Here is a 17,985-nt window from a genome sequence, read left to right as displayed (position 1 = left end):
TGACAGGATAAAGCGGAATACCCAAATCTTCGATTTGTGGAAGGCTGCCGTGAAGATCCGGGAGCCGTTAGCACAGCGGTACTTGGCGACCGTCCGTCGCTGTACCTTTGCATATGAAATCTCTCCGGCAAGGAAAGCCGGTGATGAGAGAGAATATCAATTTATTGAATATAGAAAAGGCAATATATATGACAATATGCCGTTAAATTATAATTGAATACTGTTACAACTGTAGAAATATTTATATATTCGCATATAAACACATATAAACAGAATATTATGAAATATTTTATTGCTCTTATCTTTACATTTTTTTCTATATATACCGTTTCAGCACAGGATAGCCAGCGGTGTATGGAAATAGTTAACATTGCTGTTGACGCTGTCAACAATCACTCGGTTGAAAATCTGCATGAACATCTTGCACCGGATTTCGTCTGTGCAGGTCAGAGCGGTCCAATCGCTATCCAAGTTTTAGCGCAAATAATAACACAAATAGACGAACATATCTCTAATATAAATAAAATAGACGAACGGCAAGCAGATGCGACTTTGACTTTAGTATATGACTTCAATTACAGCAAACGACTGGGGCATAAAGAAGCAACCTTTATCTTTAATAGTGACAATCAGATAAAACAGATGGATCTGCTACCCGTACAAGTTAAAAAGGTAGATATGAAAAAAGATTTTGAAACTCCATCCGATGATGTTATTACAGTACCAATGGAAATATCTGACGGACTTATTTTTGTTAAGGCAGAATTGAATGGTATTGAACGTGATTTTATCTTAGATAGTGGTGCGCCGAGTCTTTACCTGAACAGTAAATATTTTTCCAACACTAATGATACAGTAAACTCAATAAGCAGTGCACAAGGCGTAAGTTCTGGAATTTCGGGTCAAGATGTTTTTCGTGTCAACACTTTCAATTTTCATGGGATTCGTGCTGAAAATACAGACTTTGTAATGTCAGACATTTCTCACTTGTCAAAAGATCGAGAAATATATGGATTAATTGGTTATCAAGTGCTAAAGGACTACGATTGGCTATTCGATTATGAAGGGAAAACATTGACATTAATCAAGAGTGATAAAACAGAAAATTATATAAAGGAAATGAGATATAAGACCTATGAGGTTCCGATGCAGATGACCTCTGAAAAGTCGCACATTCCTTTTATCGAGACAAAGATTGGTGATATTACTCTCATGATGGGTATTGATTGTGGTGCTGCCGTTAACCTGATTGATGACTCAATGTTTAGTAAACTGGAAAAACGAATGTCAAATATTTCCACTACGGAATTGAATGGAGCATCAAAAGAATCAACTACAGTAAAAAACGGTGATATAAAATCTTTGAATATTGGCAAAAAACGCTTTAAGCACCTGCCAACAGTATTTAGTGATATCAGTCATCTAAACGCTCGTTGGACAAACAAGATTGATGGACTTTTGGGTTATGAAATTCTATCACGACAAAAACTTATAATGAGCATCAACAACAAGAAACTTATTTTTATCGAATAATTTTTATATCATTATCATACATCAAGACATTCCGCTATTATCTTTGTTGCAATAATATATAATTAAAAGTACAAAGTAATGGAAAATTCATTTGCTCAGATCAGCGAATTGTTCGCTCAGTTTTCAGAGAATGCCAAACTTCAGATTGAAAAAGGCAATAAGGCAGCAGGAATGCGTGCCCGTAAAGCGTCACTTGAACTTGAAAAGCTTCTGAAACAGTTCAGAAAAGAATCACTGGAAGCCTCCAAATGATTCCTTTCGGAATACGTACATACCAGGTATCAAGTAAAAAGCCTCTGCGCTTCACAGCGGAGAGGCTTTTGGTTAATAATAGATTCTCTATGGCTAAAACAGTTCAACTTTCGTGTGTCTGTTGGCTTCGGTCGGCAGATGGTCGGCAATTCCACCTCTGCTGATTTTTGTGATCCTTTCTGCAGGAATGCCGCGCTGTTTCAGTTCCGAAACGATAAAGTCCGCTCTTGACTGGCTCAATGAATCATTGATGCCGGATGTCCCTGTAGAACTGTCCGCAGCCCCGGTAACTCTTACATGCAAGTCATATTTCTTTGCGACCCTTGCCAATTCATCCAGATTGAGTTTCTGTGAAACATCTGTCAGGCGGGCCGTGTTAAGAGTGAAAAAGAAATATACAGGAGCTCCGATACAGCTATCCGAGACATGATTCACAACCATGGGATTGTGCCCTTCAGCCGTTATGAATTTATTCGATACCAGGGAATCCGGATTCTGTTTGTCCTTGTTGTTATTGTTGTTATGAATGAATGCCGTATCGAGAGGGGATATTCCGTCCCAATGTCTGTGTTTCAGTCTTGCACGCAATGAGTTCAACCCACTATAATTGTTTACAGGATATCCTTGTTGTCCATTCTTCTCATCTTCCAGCAAGTGCCCGTAGGTATCAAGCAGACCTTCGATTTCCAGAATCTTCTTCAGTTCAGCAAGCGTTCGTTTGTCGCGGTCATGTTGTCCGGCATAGCGGCTGTTCTTCTCGGACAAGGCACGGGAATAATCGATGAGCTGTTCATTCCTGTGGATGTAATGCGTGACATCAGCAGCTCGTTTCCAACCTATTTTCCCGAGATGGAAGGTGAATCCGGCTGTCAGTGATACCATATGATCACCCAGGCGGTTCGTTCGGCCATAGCCATCAAATTTTTGTGAGGTTGTTGTCCCCGAGAACTCCAGTACTGCACTTACCCGTTTTGAAATCCGATATTGTCCCTGAATACCGTATGAGAAGGCGAAAGGAGAAGTCTTGTCGGAGGAATTGTGTATCAGTCCGACTCCGACAAATGGGGCAAGTCCCCAGCGTGTCTGCTCCTGTCCGGAATACCGATAACCAAGCAGGTTCCATAGCAGGTCTGCATGGACGCTATGGTAATTTTTCGTGGATAACCCGGCATCTTTGAATTGCAAACCGCTGTAATGTATGCGGGCGCCAACGGCAGGAGTAAACCATTTTCCGACGGCAAGGTTGTACGAGGGTTTCACACGTCCGAACAGATCTTCGCAGCCAAGAGGCGTTCCGAGAAAAGCGGTTGCACCTCCGGTGACACTGACAAACCAATTGCCACTCCCGGTCCTTGGCACTACCACACCGTCAAGATAGACCGGTTGGAGGGGTTGGAACAGTTCTGTGGCATCATGGAAGAACTCATGTTGTACAGTATCTCTTTCTGTATATCGTGAATTTGCCTGTACCTGCACGGAGCAGAGAACGGCAAAGATAAGAATGATTTGTTTTGTCATATTCAAATGATTTTTATTTGTTATAACTTTGATTGTAATACATTTCTGCCATTTATCGTTTGGCTTTTTTGCCACTGGAAGGACGCATCATGCGACTTGCCATCTTCATGCACCGGAGAGCCCAGGCACGGTTGTCCTCGTCTTCATCACGTCCCCACTTGAGGTCATTTCCGCCACCTCCGCCGCCATGTGTTTCGGCAAATGTTGTGGCATCATCGACCATTCCAAGAAACAGCATTGTCGCACAGCGCATGACTTCCGTCCCCCGTTCCGCCACGGAACACAGGAGCGTGTCATCGAACTGTTGCCGTTCGGAAGGCTTCATCTGTGCCGACATTTCCCGCCACTCATTGACCATATTCTCCAACATGGCATCCTTGAGCAGACTGTCCACTTTGGAATGGACATCACGCGAGTATTTGTATGCTTCTTCCTTCAGTTCTTCTGTCCGCTCCTGAATGGCATCCATATTTTCCTTGAGCTCGGAAAGTTGTCGGTCAGCGGTCTGTAGCTTCTCCTGTTTGTCTGCCAATTTATTCTGGATAGCGGCCAGCTCATTTTCGAGCTTTTCTTTCTCGGCAGATAAAGTCTGTGCATCACCTTTCCGGGCTTCCATATCATTTTTGAGTGCCGACAATTGGGCTTCTTTTTCGGCCTGCTCCTTTTTCAAGTTTTCCACCATTGAAGTCAAGCCCTTGACCCTGCGCTCTGCCATCCGGATGTCCGAATGGAGAGAGGAAAGGACTTGCTGATGGCGGCTGATATTCTCTTCTATTGTAGAGCATTCCTCTGACAGCATACGACGGTATTCTTCTGTACTGCGATGCTTCTTTCCCGTTTCGGAAACACTTGAGCCTCTGGACATGCCCCATTTGCTATTGACTTCTGCATAAAAGTCCGTATGAAGCTGTTTCATGCGCTCGCTGAATTCATATTTGTCCTTACCGGCAAATATCTCCTTGTACGCAAACTTCCCATCTTTGATTGGCAGCAAAGTACAATGCACATGTGGATTCAACTCATCCAGATGTACAATGAATGCGGCAATATTCTGTTCACCATATCTGCCGCAGACAAATGAATAGACATCCTTTGCCCAACGTTCAATCTCACTCTTCCTTTTTATGTGTCTATTGTCCGCACCTTTTTCAAAATCGACTTCCTGCTTGCCAAATGCGAGTTCCTGCATCCGTGTGCGAGAGCCCCCAAAAATGATATTTACGACTGTACGGAATCTCGGTTCTTCCAAACCTTCATTGGGATCCTTTATGCCTCGTTTATGCAACAGTTCAGCCATTCGCTCAGGAATGCTCCGGCCTTTGTCGATAGGACGGATCTTACCTCCTGATACGACTTCAAAATTCAGGTGTTCACGTGTCGGGTCATAATTACCAAGGTCAGTTGCCCTTTTCCAACCTTTCTCTGTCCAATTGCGCATATGTTCATTACTCTGAGCCACTGTTATCCCTTTGGATACATGTACGTCAAGTACCTGTTTTGCATTTGCCATATTGTTTCCGTGTTGTTTTGTACAATCCATCATGTCCCAGCTTGCTGCTTGTTCGGACATGCCTCCCTGCGACGTTAGTCGGCAGGGGTATTAGGCTACCCACTCCCTCTGTTTCGTGGCATGTGGGCAAGCCCACTTGCCTCATAAAACTGGAAGGATGTCAGGACTGAGATAGGGATGGATTGTTCCTGGTTATACAATTCATTTTCGTTTCCCGGTTCAGTCCGACAATGTCTGGGCTTTTGCCGCAAGCGATAAAAAGGGAATACGGAACGATTTAAGGAGTTCTTTGTTCCTGTCCATATCAACACCTGCGCCGGATGTTTCGGGATTAAATACAAGCTCCGCAAGCTCTTTGGCGGTCTCGATAAACGCGCCCCATTCACCGCCGAGGTCAAGGGTGAAGAACTGCGACAGTTGTGAACTGTTATCGAATCTTGACTTACGCAACACACGCTGGAGAGCGGCATTGGCAATACACTCTAATATTGTTTCCCTTAGTTTTTCTTCCTGTCTGACGACTTCTGCCGATACCGTATCGGTGCCGTTGCCGGAAGCCTGAGAATTATCTTTACCGGCAATGGCGGCTAATGCCTGGCAAAGAGCCTGACCACATGAATGACCGGCATCCTCCGATGTCTTTTTGCCGATGACCCATTCGGACAATATACTGCCGATTCGTGTGGCAAAGTCCGGCTCTTCCTGTTCAGTTCCGGCTATTGCATTTTTTCCAGACTGCACGGTCATGGTGATGATGACGCTTTTATTAAGTTTTGTGCGTTCAAGTAGCCCGAAAGATTCCAGAGCATCCAGAAAGGTTCGGACAGTGGCACGATGCCAATGCCAGAATTCCGCAAGATCGGAGATTGTCACATGACATTGGTTGGGAAGAAGTTTTCGCTCCACTTTTCTTACAAATGGAGAAACAAAACCTGCCATTGATCTGTCCAGCAGGTCCCAATACGCTTCCGTCTTCGTTTTACGGTCTCCGGCTTTCTCCTTCAGGAAATCGAACACCTTGACATCTGCCAATATAAAGGTCGTATTCTCTTGACTATTTTCCATTTTACTTTGTTTTAATGATTATTACAGTGCGGAGTTTCTGAAATGCTGCCTTTGTCCGCTTCAAAGACACCATCGCGTGATGATTATCGTGTTTCTTTTCGGATATCGTTTCAGGATGCGTTGTCGTTCCTTCAGCCTTTTCTTCATCATCGCATTCGGCTGTGACCGGAGCAGAGGGATAGAACAGGGCTGCCAAAAGAATATAGTACGCAGTTACGGTAGTAGTGTACAGATACGGTTCAAAGCAGCTGACCAATGTTATAGCACTGATGCCGGCAAACAGACCCATGGAATCATGCAAACGGCTCAGACACCTGTCCGCCAGCTTGAACGAGAACATAGCGGCACAGATAACGGTTGATACCAGGATGCCGAATTCACCAGCATGTCCACTTGCATAGACATAGTGGAAAAGCAGTAGCAGGAACAGAATCACCCGTGTATAAAGTTTGCGGGCTCTGATGTTTTGTTTCATGGAAGCGTGAAACTTTGCCATAAACCGGTATGGCTTTTTGTACAATATCAATGACAGTACAAGAGGGGTCACGCAAAAGATGAGTTGCAATATTTTCAGTAACATAAGTAATATGGTTTTTCGGGTACGTGTATAGGTGTTGCTCTGAGTTCCAAGTGGACAATATCATAAGTTGCCAAGCGGATAATGGTTTCGGCATCCACGGCCGTGAGGTTCATTGCAGCTTTTTTGATTCGCTGCTTGAATGACCGGTCCTGTTTGCGATAGATAGCCAAAGCTTTGTTCAGTTCATGTTCAGGGATGGCCCATGTGGTACCTTCGAGGTATGTTCCGTTTGTCTTGAACGCCCGCAGGACCAAAGTTCGGGAGACAAGGTAGTCCGTCCTGTCACTTCTTGAGATGATATGTTCTTTATAGAGGTTGTCGTCTGCGACCTCTATCCATGTTCGGTGGGCATTGATCCAATAGACCATCTGCCTGTATAATGTATTTCTCATGATGATGTTGTTTTTATAAAAAGTCAATAAGTATGTCCTCCTTGTTCTTCTGGTATTTCAGCTTTCCGCTTTTAGAATGGAGTTGCAAGTCAAGGCAGAGATCCCCGTACATTTGTTCAAGTGAATCATATATGGTTACAAGGACGGTATGGACCTTGCCATCGGAATCAGTCTTTGCGTTCACCTTGAACATTTGGCCGAAAGATGGATTGGAGTAAGCGCATGTACTATGGCCGAACGGTTCGTCTTGCATAGGAATGTGATGATAAAGCACAATCAGTTCCATATCATCCTCCAGCATATCCATCACTTCTTCCAGGTCATAAGGATCATGCAATGGAAAAGTCAGCAGGACATAGTCCCCGTAAAACTGCGGCTCCTCCATAGTGGTTACATCGAGCAGCTGTGGCAACTGAAGGGGGACAAACGTCATAAAGTCTTTCAGAAAGTGTCGTAGCATATTCATTTGATTTTATGTTTATAGCGTGTGAATGTAAATCTCCATAAGCATTCCGGGTAATTCATCCAGGCGGTTGTCTCCCGAGTTCAAGATTCGGCACAAAGTCTCAAATATGGCCGGAGTCTGTACGGCAAACCGTTCAAGCTGTTCCTGGTCTTTGGAAGAAAGCATCGACAGGTGGAAACTGTCCATAGAAACGTATGGGCGCATAAGCATCCAGATATATGCGTAGGCTTGTGCTTTTGTTTGGACCTTTTGATTATGAATGTCATTGATGCAGGTTCCGGTATTAAGTATCAGTCTGCGATTGGTTCGCATGGCCAGGTAAACGAGGGCATCCTGGTGAGGTATCTCTTTACGTTCGGCGGCAAACAAAATCTGCAAACAGCATTTTTCCGTATCACGCGTTATATCGGAAATGTCTTCATCACCAATGCTGCACAGATATGGCAAGAACGCCCGAAAAATAGCATCCTCTTTTCCGATGAACTCTGTCATGTCATCTGTCCCGTGTATGCCATTTCGGAGAGTGTTGGCCAGCAAAGTACGATAATCCGAAATGATTTGCTTCCTGTCTCCCTTATGGATTGGGCGTTTATCTAATGACTCAAAGAATGGACGGATCTTTTCCACGGTCCGGATTAATCCATTGTCTTTGTCATTAGATGAAAGTTTTCTTTTCAATAGGAATAACTCCTGATAGGAACGTGGCCTTGACAAAGCCAGACGCGAGAACTCCAGGCGTAGGGAATCATGTATGCCTTCGCATGTTTTACGAATGTCTTGACCATGAGTCCCAACCGTGTCCTGCCGGACATGGTTAAAAACGGAATCTCTTATGGCTTGCCATTGGCAAAGGTTTTCTGACAGCTCTTCAAATGAAATAGATTTCATCTTCCTTACTTCGAGCAGATAATTTCTGTATGTACCGGCAGGATCGCTTTCGGACTGTTCAGTCAATCCGCCATTACATGATGTGAACATGCATACCGTGATTGAAGCGGCAGCTATCATGTGTAAAAAACTTGATGCTTTAAGGTTCGTTTTTTGAATTTTCATACTATATGTTTTCGTACTATTTCACGCAAAACTATATATAATTTTCTATACTTAATACCATTGGAACTGTATTTTGTGCATTTTTCAATATCGTACTTAATAGTATGATTATCAATGAAAACAAGTGAAAGGAAAAAGGACGAAAAAATAAATAGTTCGATTTTTATAATGGTTTGATTTGGCCACTCAAATAAAACTTGTATATTTGCACTTGTTATCATTTGTATTGGATATTGACATGGCAAAAGTTGGTTATATATTTAAGGCAAATTCGTATGATGAATATGATGCGGACAAGGAATGGATGTGCCAGTACGGTTGTGTACAAGTGATAGAGGAATCAGTCCAGCACGAGACGCTCAGACCTCGCTGGAAACAGCTCATGACAAATCTTGAGAGAGGGGACGAACTGGTTGTCTCGAAATTCAGTAACGCCGTGCGCGGTTTGAGGGAGTTGGCCGCATTGATAGAGTTATGCCGGATCAAAGTGGTCCGCATTATTTCCATCCATGACAAGATTGACTCCCGTGGTGAATTGTTTCCGGACACGACGGCGGCGGAGGTGCTGACCATGTTCGGATCTCTTCCGGAAGAAGTGGCTGTATTACGCAAGTCATCTGACCGGGTGATACGCCTGCAACAGAGTATCAGTGTACCGGTGAAGACGAGCAAAATGTTGAGCAAGACCGAGCGGGATAAAATAGCTGTGGACATGTACAACAACGGGTATTCAGTCAATGAAATCATGGCGCATTGCAATGTCAAGAGCAAAAGTACTGTGTACCAAATTTTAGGCAAGTACAATGTGGCACTCAGCAGGAAACCTGGCCGCGTACCTGGAAATCGGAAATAGGAAGTCAAGGCAACCGATGCCATATTAGTGAAGGATTTGCCTGTCAGTTTAAGTATATTTAGGGAAGCCTCTGACCCTTATTGGAAATTTGTAACGCTAAATATAAAAAAGGATATGGGAGAAATTATAGTCGTAGTATTGGTACTTTATGTCTTTTGCAAAATCGTGAAGGGCATATTCGGCGGATTCAGCAAAAGCAGCTTCCGTCATGATAAATAATCATTGCTGCCAACTTTCACGCAAGGGAACAGTAAAAAAGGAAAACTAAAAGAGGAAAACTGCGTCATGAATAGCGTCCTCGTTATATCAATATAAGCCCCCCAAAGGTTTTGCTTGACTTTTAGGGGGCTTGGTGTCATTTATTCATTTCCTTTTTGTATTCCAAAATCTTGTCCATTGTCAGCCACTGCGGCTTTTCTCCTTCCTTGAAGCTGTCGTGCAACTTTATCATTAAATCGATTTGCCGTTCTTCATCACCTGCCCACAGGCGTTTGGGGTCTCTGCCTCCGTAATCCAAATAATACTCACAATCTGACTGCATCCTGGCTAACAGCATATATCTGAACCGTGCGTCTCGTTGCAATATATCATCAGCCGTTGTCCTTCCTGCTGTGCTTGGCTTGTTATTCGTGTTCATACTCAATTTACATTAACTTGTTATACAATCAGTCCGTTACGTCATAATAATAGCTTAACTCTTCGTCCTTCAGATTCTCAACCGCATACTGGTCTGCCTGTCTCCAGAGTGCATCATACAACGCCGCCACATTCGGTTTCGTTTTATAGTGCTGCCATATCTTGTGATTCAATACCAACACCAATTCCGTAAGGTACTTGCAGTTGCCTTTCCACTCTTCAAAGGCACGGTTGAAAGTGTCCTGAATAGCCGATAACCCGAAAATGTCGGCCGCTGAAAAATCTTCCCAAAAAGTAGTCTGTACGTTATACCCGTTCTCTGCCATAAATGCTCTGAATGTCATATCATTAAAATTTTTAGTTGTTTTTATTTCCCTCTGATACATCCTGTATCGGAAGGTTGATTATTTTTCTGCCCACAAGATTGGCGGTCTGTCAGGCAAGGAGGATGCGAAAAATACTCTTTCCGACATGTCGGAAAGGAAGATTTTTCAGCAGCAAGCATAAGCGTTCCTTGACAGGACAAACAACCGGCAATCAAACTTTGCAGAATAAATAACCGGGCTTTCGAAATAGGCGTGTAGGGAATTTCAGGCATTGCAATAAAAGGGGAAAACGTGAAATACAAAAGGCTATATTACGGAAGGCTTCGAGCATAACAAAAGCGGCCCGAAAGCCGCTTTGTCAGGAAAACAGGGATTACTTCTTGCCCTTTTTCGCTTCTTTTGCCGGTTTCGAAGGAACTTCTTCCTCCTTCTCGACAGCCGGATAGAATTTGACTGCAACCGTCACGATGCGGTTGTGCTGCACTCCATCTTTGTCAGTCCATTCTTCAGGCTTGAAGTAGCCTTCCACGGTCAGCAGCGTACCTTTGGTAAGCTGGTCAAACGACCCGGAATTTTCATTCTTGCGCCACGCTTCAATGTTCATGAAAGCGGATATGCGCTTGGTTTCTTCGCCGATCTTCTCCTGGCGGGCAACAGCCAGAGGGAAACGTGCGACACTTGTGTTGGTGAATTGATAAACCTCGGCGTCTTTTGCGACATAACCGGTTACTGCGAAATTGTTCTCGTACTTTTTCATTTCGATTGCTTTTTGAAGTTAATAAATCAGTTTTACGGTGCATAAAAAGTAGGTGCAGTAAAGGGATGCACCAAGGATAACGTATAAATACTCTTTATTTTGGGGTTCTCCCAAACCGGAGGCTTGATAAAGGAAGATTTGTACTGTTACGCCATTGGTCAAGACCATGGGTCGCGCCCGGCTGCATACTAACTTTGCAACGAAAAACGATATGGCGACTTCAATAGAAAGCAGTCACGAAAAAGAAGAGGAAAAACAATTGGCAACTGGTTAAAGGAATAATAAAGACGGACGGTGCTGTCAATGGGCACGAATTGGTTTCAACTCTCGGCTGGCATAGGAAGAAGAGCTTCTGGCGGTAAACAGCACAATGTCTCATGATTTGAAGCGGCAAGGATGATATGCCGTACAGGCAGTAAGCGTATAAGCTGCGGCGTGGGAAAGGCCGTAAGACGAAGAATTGGCAAAGGGGTGCTGGCGTATCGGTGTTGCAGCCTTTATCCGGCAAGAGAAATGAGGGAAAAGAAGGCAAAATGGAAAAAGGGCTGAAGCCCGATTGGGAGACAAAGCGGAACGGGCGCGTTATGCGAGTTTCAGCTTCTATTTTATAAAGGGATATGGCGCAGCCAAAAGAGAATATAAATGGATAATCCTGCAAAAATCATTGTCCGGCCAATGGCCATCTGTGTCTCAATGAAGTTTTGGATATAAAAGGTTATTGCGGTAAATGAAGTTACGGGCTGGAACTGAATATTCAACTCCAGTCCGTATAGTACAGAGGCTCCATGTCAGAATTGGATCATCATGATGCGGTGTGGAAAGATTTTGTTTTTGTTGCTCGGTTTTCGTTGGCATATCCAAAGATGGTGTGCCCCATAGCCGAACGTGAAATACTCGTCAAGCCGGGTCTCTTTCTTTAGACTCTCCATGCTTGTGCGAAGTTCGTTTTCGTCTTTTGAAAAAAGAAGCGTGTTAATGATTCTGAAATATAGATTTGTCACTTCGCTGCAGTAAGGGCAAAAAGGGTGTTCAATCGTTACGTTCATAATTGTCTTCGTTTAGTGCATTAGTCATGATAGATTCTCCTTCCTGGTTGAAAATCTCAATAGTCGAGTAACCATCGTTTTCTTCGGGAAACAAAAGCTCGGAAGTATCACGCAAAGCCTCACTTCTTCCATGAGAAAGACGGCTGTCAATGATATTCGAAACATCTTTGCAACGCCAGGACCGGACGATTGCCTCTGCTTCCTCATAACTGTTGGCTTCCACAGTGAAATAGTCTCTTTCCCAACTTGTGACTTTACAGTCTTGATAAAATTCAAATTTTCCCATAAGCCATGTATTCTAACGTACTACTTCAACTATATCCTCAATCCTGCCATACAGTATTGAGCGTAATGCGGTTTTGTCTATGGCATAATATTCTTGGATATGCCCGTATTGTTTGACGAAATACCGCTTGAGAACATCGGAAAAATCAAAATGATAACCGCTCAAGGCAATCCCCCGTTTGAAATAGGTGCTTTCGCTCACGTTGCGAGTAATCCAATTCTTGTCTTCTCTATTGAGTTTGCCGCCATTATTCAGATGTTCCCGCAACTTATACACTCGGCTGCCTTGTAATGTTGCCAGCTCCGGAACATCCCATTGAACGAATTTTGTTGCTATCTGTGCCATATTGCTTAATCATGAATAATAATCTCATCTCGGAATACTGAAATCTCTTTGCCGCTTTCAAGGCGGACAACTATGGTAGTGCCATAGTCGTCCACAATTACACCTTCCGTGTAGCCTTTATAAGCCGTGGATAAAGTACAGGATAAACCTATAATATCGCTTTCGTTATCAAATGTTCTGTTGCTCATCACTATTATATTTTTATTTCCCACTTGCCTTGAGAGAAGATTCTAAAACTCACATATTCATTTTCAAATTCATAAGTTAGAATTTTAATATAGACTTTATCTTTTGCTTCCAGTGAGTCAACCAATTGGTCCATTTCTTTTTCTGGATATTCCCACCGGGAAGGAAATTCTGCATCAACAGAATTGCCATACTTGTTTGCATAACAACTGAAATTGTCATCCAAGAAAGCCTCTATCTTATTGAGGTCATTTTGGTTTTCCGTACTTGCGTAGAAAATGTTTGTCGCATAATTTGCCATATAATTCTATTTTAAGTTTTCTTTTTTTCCCTCATGTAGCATTTACTACTTCAGGCTTGATTAATTATGTCGCTTCATAAGGTGTCATGGCTCTTTATGCAAGGTTTCACGACCAAATACTACCGCTAAGGTGGAGATTTTGTTGTGAACCTCAAGGATACCTTGCATACAAGAAAGACATGACAAATACCTTTGCGGCACAATTCATCAAATAGCCCGAAGTCGAATGCTTATAGGGACAAATATTTACTCGTAACTTATAAAGGAATATATTGCAGCGAAAAGAGAAAGGACGGAGTCAAAGGGAGTCCACTTTCTGCTGTCTAAAAAGGGAGTGGCAGAGTGAGCAAAAACAGTTTAGTTTAGTCCATTAGCCTATATATATGCTAAACTAAAGTAAACTAAAAATAGACAAATATTTGATTGCTTGGATGATTATTTTTAACTTTGCACATATTGATACCGATCATTGAAAACAATACTTTTCTCTTTTCGCTGCGAATTCTTGGATATATGAAAAAACATATATTGAATCAGGATGAGAAAGCATAGTAATAGCTTGGATTGGTGCTTTGATTGCAAGCAAGTGAAAGGAATGAAAAGTAATGCAAACAAAAAAACGAGGATTTACCTAAAAAACCATTTTTGTTCCTGATTTGTTTCTTGTTTCAGAAACAAAATTTATAAACTACTCATCTACAAATGGTTAAATAGTTATATATTAAATTTACCAGATTTACAAAAGAAATATCTGTCCTTTTGGCGTTTGCATCGAAAGCGTTTTTAACTAATTCTAATATAGCGATATTATCATTGTTGATTAAATCTTTACCGATGATATTTTTTAATTGGACATTTGTTATAAAATGTAAATTCATAATCTGTTATTTATGATTTTATCTAAAATGCAACCAGCTTGTTCACCGAATAGTGGTGGAATAGCATTGCCGATCTGAGTATAGCGTGGAGTCTCTTTTGTTCGTAACTTTCCTCCTGTTGTATATTTCCCTTTAAAAATAAAGTCGTCAGGAAATGATTGAATACGTGCATATTCACGTACTGTCAAAATACGTGGTTCGCAATAGTGGATATAATCATCTGGCAAAGTAGTTATTGTTGGAGCCTTTTGATTTCCATCAAGTGGTATGATGGTGTGTTTATTAATATGAAAATGCCGTTTAATTTCATTGTCAATATTAGAACAACGACGTTTTTTCGTCAAGTCTAACAATAATTGAAATCGTTGTATGATGTTATTGTTGTGGTTAGCGAAGCGATGACTGTCAGGGTGAGGTCCTTTTATATTCACATTACTTCGCATGAACTTTTGGTATGCAGTAAGTGGTATAGAATTGTATTTTCCAAAACGAAAGTGTGTATATTCGTTGTCTATTACTATACCTTTACTCATTAATAAATCAGATATAGCTTCACTAAGTGTAGTTCCTGTTCTTAACCCTTTTGCTTTAAGGAAATCAAAACGGGCATTTTGTAATTGAGTGAAAAATAGTTCTGCTTTACATTTAGCACTAGCTCCAAAGAAACTTTCAGATAAACCTACTAAAATAAAACGAGTTCGCTTTTGTGGTACACCATAATCGCCAAAATTTACTAATTGTGAAGCTGTTCGATACCCCAACTTTTCCAATTCCTCTACTACTAAGTGAGAATAAGCAATTCCTTTCTCTTTATTCTTCTTAAACTCTTGGGTAAATCCTTTGACATTTTCAAAAAATAACATTTTGGGATGAACCAACTCTATGAACTTTATATAAGAGTGTACTAAATGATTCCTAACATCGTCTTCTTTACGTCTTCCTGCCATTGAAAATCCTTGACATGGTGGCCCCCCAGCAACCAAATCTATCTTATTTCGAAGATTTGAAAGTTGAAATGAATAGTTCTCCAATAAAGTGTCAATTTCCCAGTTTTTTATGGGCAACCATTTAGGCCATTGAAAATGTGGATCGGTTTTATTATCTATGAGGTTATATTTCAAAGTTTCAAATGCGTCAGTACATTTTTCAACAGCAAAGAGTCCTCTCCATCCTGCCTTATGCAGTCCTAAAGAAAGACCACCACATCCTGAAAATAAGTCTATCACTACTGGATGTATAGAGTTGCCCATATATTTACAATTTTATAATAAGATAAATAATATATATCTATGCAAAGTTAATAATTTTATTTCTAAAGATGAGTAGTTCCTGTTAAAAGAATTTATAAAATGACACTATTATAACTTTTTATTGTATTAGATTCTTGAAATAGTTATTATATCGCCTTATTACCCTATAGTATATATGAAAATAGACATTACTTGTTTAATGTAGTATTGCTTTATATCATGTGCTTTTGTCAACTGTTCAGTCGGTTCTAGCTGGACAGTTCCGTGATTAGTGTTTGGGGGTATGATGTGGCTTATTATATATGGTAAGTAATATTTATTCTTCTTTCATTTTCTTTCTCCACCTCTGAAACCCTCTCATCAAACTTTCCTCTTCCACCGACTCCGCCATATCATACTTTACCACAAACTCATGCATCGACTTTATATACATCACCCCATTTTTGAACTTATTTTCCAACAGAAACGAATAAAGCTCCGCTTTCATTTCCACCTCAATTTCCTTTTCAATAATAAAGATACTGTCCTGACCGAAATAATTATAAACTTCCGGATTCTTCCCTTGCCTTGGGCTGGGAAGAACAAAACAGATATTTCCTGTCTCTTTCCAGGAGACGCCTTGCGGATGAGGAACAGATAATTGATGTAAGAAGTGATAAATGGGAGTGAGGTGGGAGAGGTGGATTGGAATGGGGAGCCTTGACGGTGGATTGTTATGGGATAGAAGTTCTAAACTTTGTCCGTACCGGACATACATATACCTCGCCAGATATGGCTTGATGGCAAACGTGACTGTAACCATGGGATTTGAATTTTGAATTGTTGAAATTTGTTGTATACTGATTGCCGCTTCGTGCGGCAGATTCCGTCGTGTTTGTTGGAAAAAATCCCATGGGTTACGGGGACGGAATTCTAATTCGGTAAGAAGTTGAAATTCAAATGGTTACAAATGCCGGTTTTTCCTTTAAAACCAACGGGCCGTTCCTTTAAAAGGAACGACCCGTTGCACACCGAGGAAGGATCTCTTCCTTTTAAAGGAACGGACGGCTCCCTAAAATCCATAGTGCAAAGCTATGCCTAATATTCTAATTTTTCAAAAGGAATAATAGCGGAAATATTTATATTATGTAATGAAATATCATAAATAGTATACATCTCTAATTTATGCGTATGCATATTGGAAATATGTAATAAAAATATACTGATTACTAGAACGTGTATTTTAACTATATTTATCATATAACTATTCTTAAAGTGGAAAAACTTTTTATTCCGTTTCTTGTTTCTTGCGTAACAGGCGGAAAAATAGTTCTGATAAGTAAGGTGAACTTCGTACTTTTACGTCTCAAACAAAAAAAGCAAGATATGATAACATCAGTGAAACTTATGCTGAATAAGAGCAGGATATTGAATAATGGCAGTTACCCTTTAGTATTTCAGGTGATCCACAATCGGAGAAAAAAATTACTGTATACAGGTTACCGGATGAAAGAAGAGGTGTTTGACGAGTTGGAAGGGAAGATTATGAATGGCGTAGGTTCTACTTTTACGGCTACAGAGGTCGTGAAAATGAACCGCGAGCTGCGGAAGATGCGGAATCGGATTGATACACGGATCAGGCAGCTTGAGCGGACAAGGGAAGAATTTACAGTGGAGGATATTCTGGCTCAAAGTGCTTTTGGTACAGGAAAACCACAGTTTTATTTATTGCGATATATCAATGCGCAGATTGAGCGTAAGCAGGAACTGAAGAAAGTGGGAATGGCTGCGGCCTACAAGAGCACCCGCTCGTCGTTGGCAAAATTTATAAGCCGCCCCGATGTCCGGATGTCGGAGGTCGATTCGGCGTTCGTCAGGAGATACGAGGATTTCCTGTATAGTAACGGCTCTTCCGGAAATACGGTAAGCTATTATCTGCGCAACTTGCGTTCCCTGTACAACCAGGCGGTAGCGGACGGTTATCATCCTCGTGGCGAATATCCGTTTGCGAAGGCACAGACCCGCCCGGCGAAAACGGTGAAGCGTGCTTTGTCACGGACGGATATGCAGAATTTGGCGGATTTGAATCTGGAGAATGAACCGGAACTGGAATTTACCCGCGATCTGTACCTGTTCAGCTTTTATGCGCAGGGAATGGCTTTTGTCGATATTGTCCTTTTGAAGGAGGCTGATATTTGCAATGGTGTGCTGACCTATTCTCGTCATAAGTCGAAACAGTTGATTCGCATAGCGGTGACTCCGCAGATGCAGGGCTTGATTGATAAATACAAGACAGAAAATGAGTATCTCTTTCCGATCATCAGCGGTGAATATGCTTCGGGATACCAACAATACCGTCTGGCGTTAGGGCGTATCAACCGCCATTTGAAGAAAATCGCTGTTGTAGCTGATATAAAAGTTCCGTTGACGACGTACACCGCACGACATACTTGGGCTACTCTTGCCCGTGACTATGGAGCTCCAATTTCTGTGATTAGTGCCGGACTTGGTCACACGTCGGAAGAAATGACACGTGTCTATTTGAAAGATTTCGATGTATCCATGCTTAATCAGGTGAACAGCATGGTTACAAATTTATCCAAGTGAAATGAAAATTTGTAATATAATCCGTTGAAAATTAGAAGATATAATATTTTTATTTATCTTTGCGGTATTGTAATCTATTCCGTAATAGAGATTATATTAAAATCTCTTTGTTGTTTTGAACTATTTCACGCTGCAAAGTAAGCTTATTTTTTTATAATATAAATTG

21 protein-coding genes are annotated in these 17,985 nt (G+C 41.6%); 4 read left to right on the top strand and 17 right to left on the bottom strand.

The window, feature by feature from the left end:
- Positions 1-279: 279 nt before the first annotated feature.
- Positions 280-1,533 (top strand): pepsin/retropepsin-like aspartic protease family protein, encoded by a 1,254-nt coding sequence (locus DXA54_RS16600; RefSeq protein ID WP_133304691.1) that lies wholly within the window; start codon positions 280-282, stop codon positions 1,531-1,533.
- A 78-nt stretch (positions 1,534-1,611) separates the two neighbouring features.
- Positions 1,612-1,785 carry a histone H1 gene (locus DXA54_RS16595; protein ID WP_005807207.1) on the top strand — a complete coding sequence of 58 codons (174 nt, stop codon included), beginning with the start codon at positions 1,612-1,614 and terminating at the stop codon, positions 1,783-1,785.
- Positions 1,786-1,878: 93 nt separating this feature from the next.
- Here the strand turns inward: DXA54_RS16595 and DXA54_RS16590 are convergent, their stop codons facing one another.
- From DXA54_RS16590 to DXA54_RS16560, 7 genes are all read right to left on the bottom strand, one after another.
- Positions 1,879-3,303 carry an OmpA family protein gene (locus DXA54_RS16590; protein WP_120080086.1) on the bottom strand — a complete coding sequence of 475 codons (1,425 nt, stop codon included), beginning with the start codon at positions 3,301-3,303 and terminating at the stop codon, positions 1,879-1,881.
- 52 nt (positions 3,304-3,355) lie between these two features.
- On the bottom strand, positions 3,356-4,813 hold the full coding sequence (gene mobV, locus DXA54_RS16585) for a MobV family relaxase (protein WP_032529487.1): 1,458 nt from the start codon (positions 4,811-4,813) through the stop codon (positions 3,356-3,358).
- Positions 4,814-5,032: 219 nt separating this feature from the next.
- Complete coding sequence (locus DXA54_RS16580; RefSeq protein WP_005807210.1) at positions 5,033-5,878, bottom strand: hypothetical protein; 846 nt, start codon at positions 5,876-5,878, stop codon at positions 5,033-5,035.
- A 1-nt stretch (position 5,879) separates the two neighbouring features.
- Complete coding sequence (locus DXA54_RS16575; RefSeq protein ID WP_225678910.1) at positions 5,880-6,374, bottom strand: hypothetical protein; 495 nt, start codon at positions 6,372-6,374, stop codon at positions 5,880-5,882.
- A gap of 74 nt (positions 6,375-6,448) precedes the next feature.
- Positions 6,449-6,850, bottom strand: coding sequence for a hypothetical protein (locus DXA54_RS16570; RefSeq protein ID WP_005807212.1), 402 nt, complete (start codon positions 6,848-6,850; stop codon positions 6,449-6,451).
- A 13-nt stretch (positions 6,851-6,863) separates the two neighbouring features.
- On the bottom strand, positions 6,864-7,310 hold the full coding sequence (locus DXA54_RS16565) for a hypothetical protein (protein WP_005815981.1): 447 nt from the start codon (positions 7,308-7,310) through the stop codon (positions 6,864-6,866).
- Positions 7,311-7,328: 18 nt separating this feature from the next.
- Entirely contained in the window at positions 7,329-8,369 is a 1,041-nt protein-coding gene (locus DXA54_RS16560; RefSeq protein ID WP_120080084.1) for a hypothetical protein, read from the bottom strand.
- 238 nt (positions 8,370-8,607) lie between these two features.
- Here DXA54_RS16560 and DXA54_RS16550 point away from each other — a divergent pair, with 238 nt between their 5' ends.
- Entirely contained in the window at positions 8,608-9,222 is a 615-nt protein-coding gene (locus tag DXA54_RS16550; protein WP_008781633.1) for a recombinase family protein, read from the top strand.
- Positions 9,223-9,577: 355 nt separating this feature from the next.
- Here DXA54_RS16550 and DXA54_RS16545 read toward each other — a convergent pair whose 3' ends face one another.
- The 10 genes from DXA54_RS16545 to DXA54_RS16495 form a co-directional block, all read right to left on the bottom strand.
- Positions 9,578-9,859 (bottom strand): LPD11 domain-containing protein, encoded by a 282-nt coding sequence (locus DXA54_RS16545; RefSeq protein ID WP_005807216.1) that lies wholly within the window; start codon positions 9,857-9,859, stop codon positions 9,578-9,580.
- 28 nt (positions 9,860-9,887) lie between these two features.
- The gene (locus tag DXA54_RS16540) at positions 9,888-10,202 is read right to left on the bottom strand and encodes a hypothetical protein (RefSeq protein ID WP_005807217.1); all 315 of its coding nucleotides are present in this window, start codon (positions 10,200-10,202) and stop codon (positions 9,888-9,890) included.
- Between the two features lie 355 nt (positions 10,203-10,557).
- A complete protein-coding gene (locus tag DXA54_RS16535) occupies positions 10,558-10,941 on the bottom strand; it encodes a single-stranded DNA-binding protein (RefSeq protein ID WP_005807219.1) in 384 nt (127 codons plus the stop codon).
- 788 nt (positions 10,942-11,729) lie between these two features.
- Complete coding sequence (locus DXA54_RS16530) at positions 11,730-11,987, bottom strand: hypothetical protein (RefSeq protein ID WP_120080082.1); 258 nt, start codon at positions 11,985-11,987, stop codon at positions 11,730-11,732.
- Positions 11,971-12,273: a hypothetical protein gene (locus tag DXA54_RS16525; protein ID WP_007215944.1), complete on the bottom strand. Its 303-nt coding sequence runs from the start codon at positions 12,271-12,273 to the stop codon at positions 11,971-11,973. Before DXA54_RS16525 ends, DXA54_RS16530 begins: the two co-directional genes overlap by 17 nt.
- A gap of 12 nt (positions 12,274-12,285) precedes the next feature.
- Entirely contained in the window at positions 12,286-12,618 is a 333-nt protein-coding gene (locus DXA54_RS16520) for a hypothetical protein (protein WP_005807225.1), read from the bottom strand.
- 5 nt (positions 12,619-12,623) lie between these two features.
- Positions 12,624-12,806, bottom strand: coding sequence for a hypothetical protein (locus DXA54_RS16515; RefSeq protein WP_005807227.1), 183 nt, complete (start codon positions 12,804-12,806; stop codon positions 12,624-12,626).
- A 5-nt stretch (positions 12,807-12,811) separates the two neighbouring features.
- Positions 12,812-13,105, bottom strand: coding sequence for a hypothetical protein (locus DXA54_RS16510; RefSeq protein ID WP_007215943.1), 294 nt, complete (start codon positions 13,103-13,105; stop codon positions 12,812-12,814).
- An 874-nt stretch (positions 13,106-13,979) separates the two neighbouring features.
- Complete coding sequence (locus DXA54_RS16500; RefSeq protein ID WP_004296173.1) at positions 13,980-15,233, bottom strand: DNA cytosine methyltransferase; 1,254 nt, start codon at positions 15,231-15,233, stop codon at positions 13,980-13,982.
- 316 nt (positions 15,234-15,549) lie between these two features.
- Positions 15,550-16,035 carry a hypothetical protein gene (locus DXA54_RS16495; protein WP_120080078.1) on the bottom strand — a complete coding sequence of 162 codons (486 nt, stop codon included), beginning with the start codon at positions 16,033-16,035 and terminating at the stop codon, positions 15,550-15,552.
- Between the two features lie 563 nt (positions 16,036-16,598).
- Here DXA54_RS16495 and DXA54_RS16490 point away from each other — a divergent pair.
- A complete protein-coding gene (locus DXA54_RS16490) occupies positions 16,599-17,819 on the top strand; it encodes a site-specific integrase (protein WP_120080106.1) in 1,221 nt (406 codons plus the stop codon).
- Positions 17,820-17,985 lie beyond the last annotated feature (166 nt).

This window comes from Bacteroides sp. OF03-11BH, assembly GCF_003604005.1.
In the GTDB taxonomy this organism is placed as follows: Bacteria; Bacteroidota; Bacteroidia; order Bacteroidales; family Bacteroidaceae; genus Bacteroides; species Bacteroides ovatus.
This window is presented reverse-complemented; position numbering and strand designations above follow the sequence as displayed.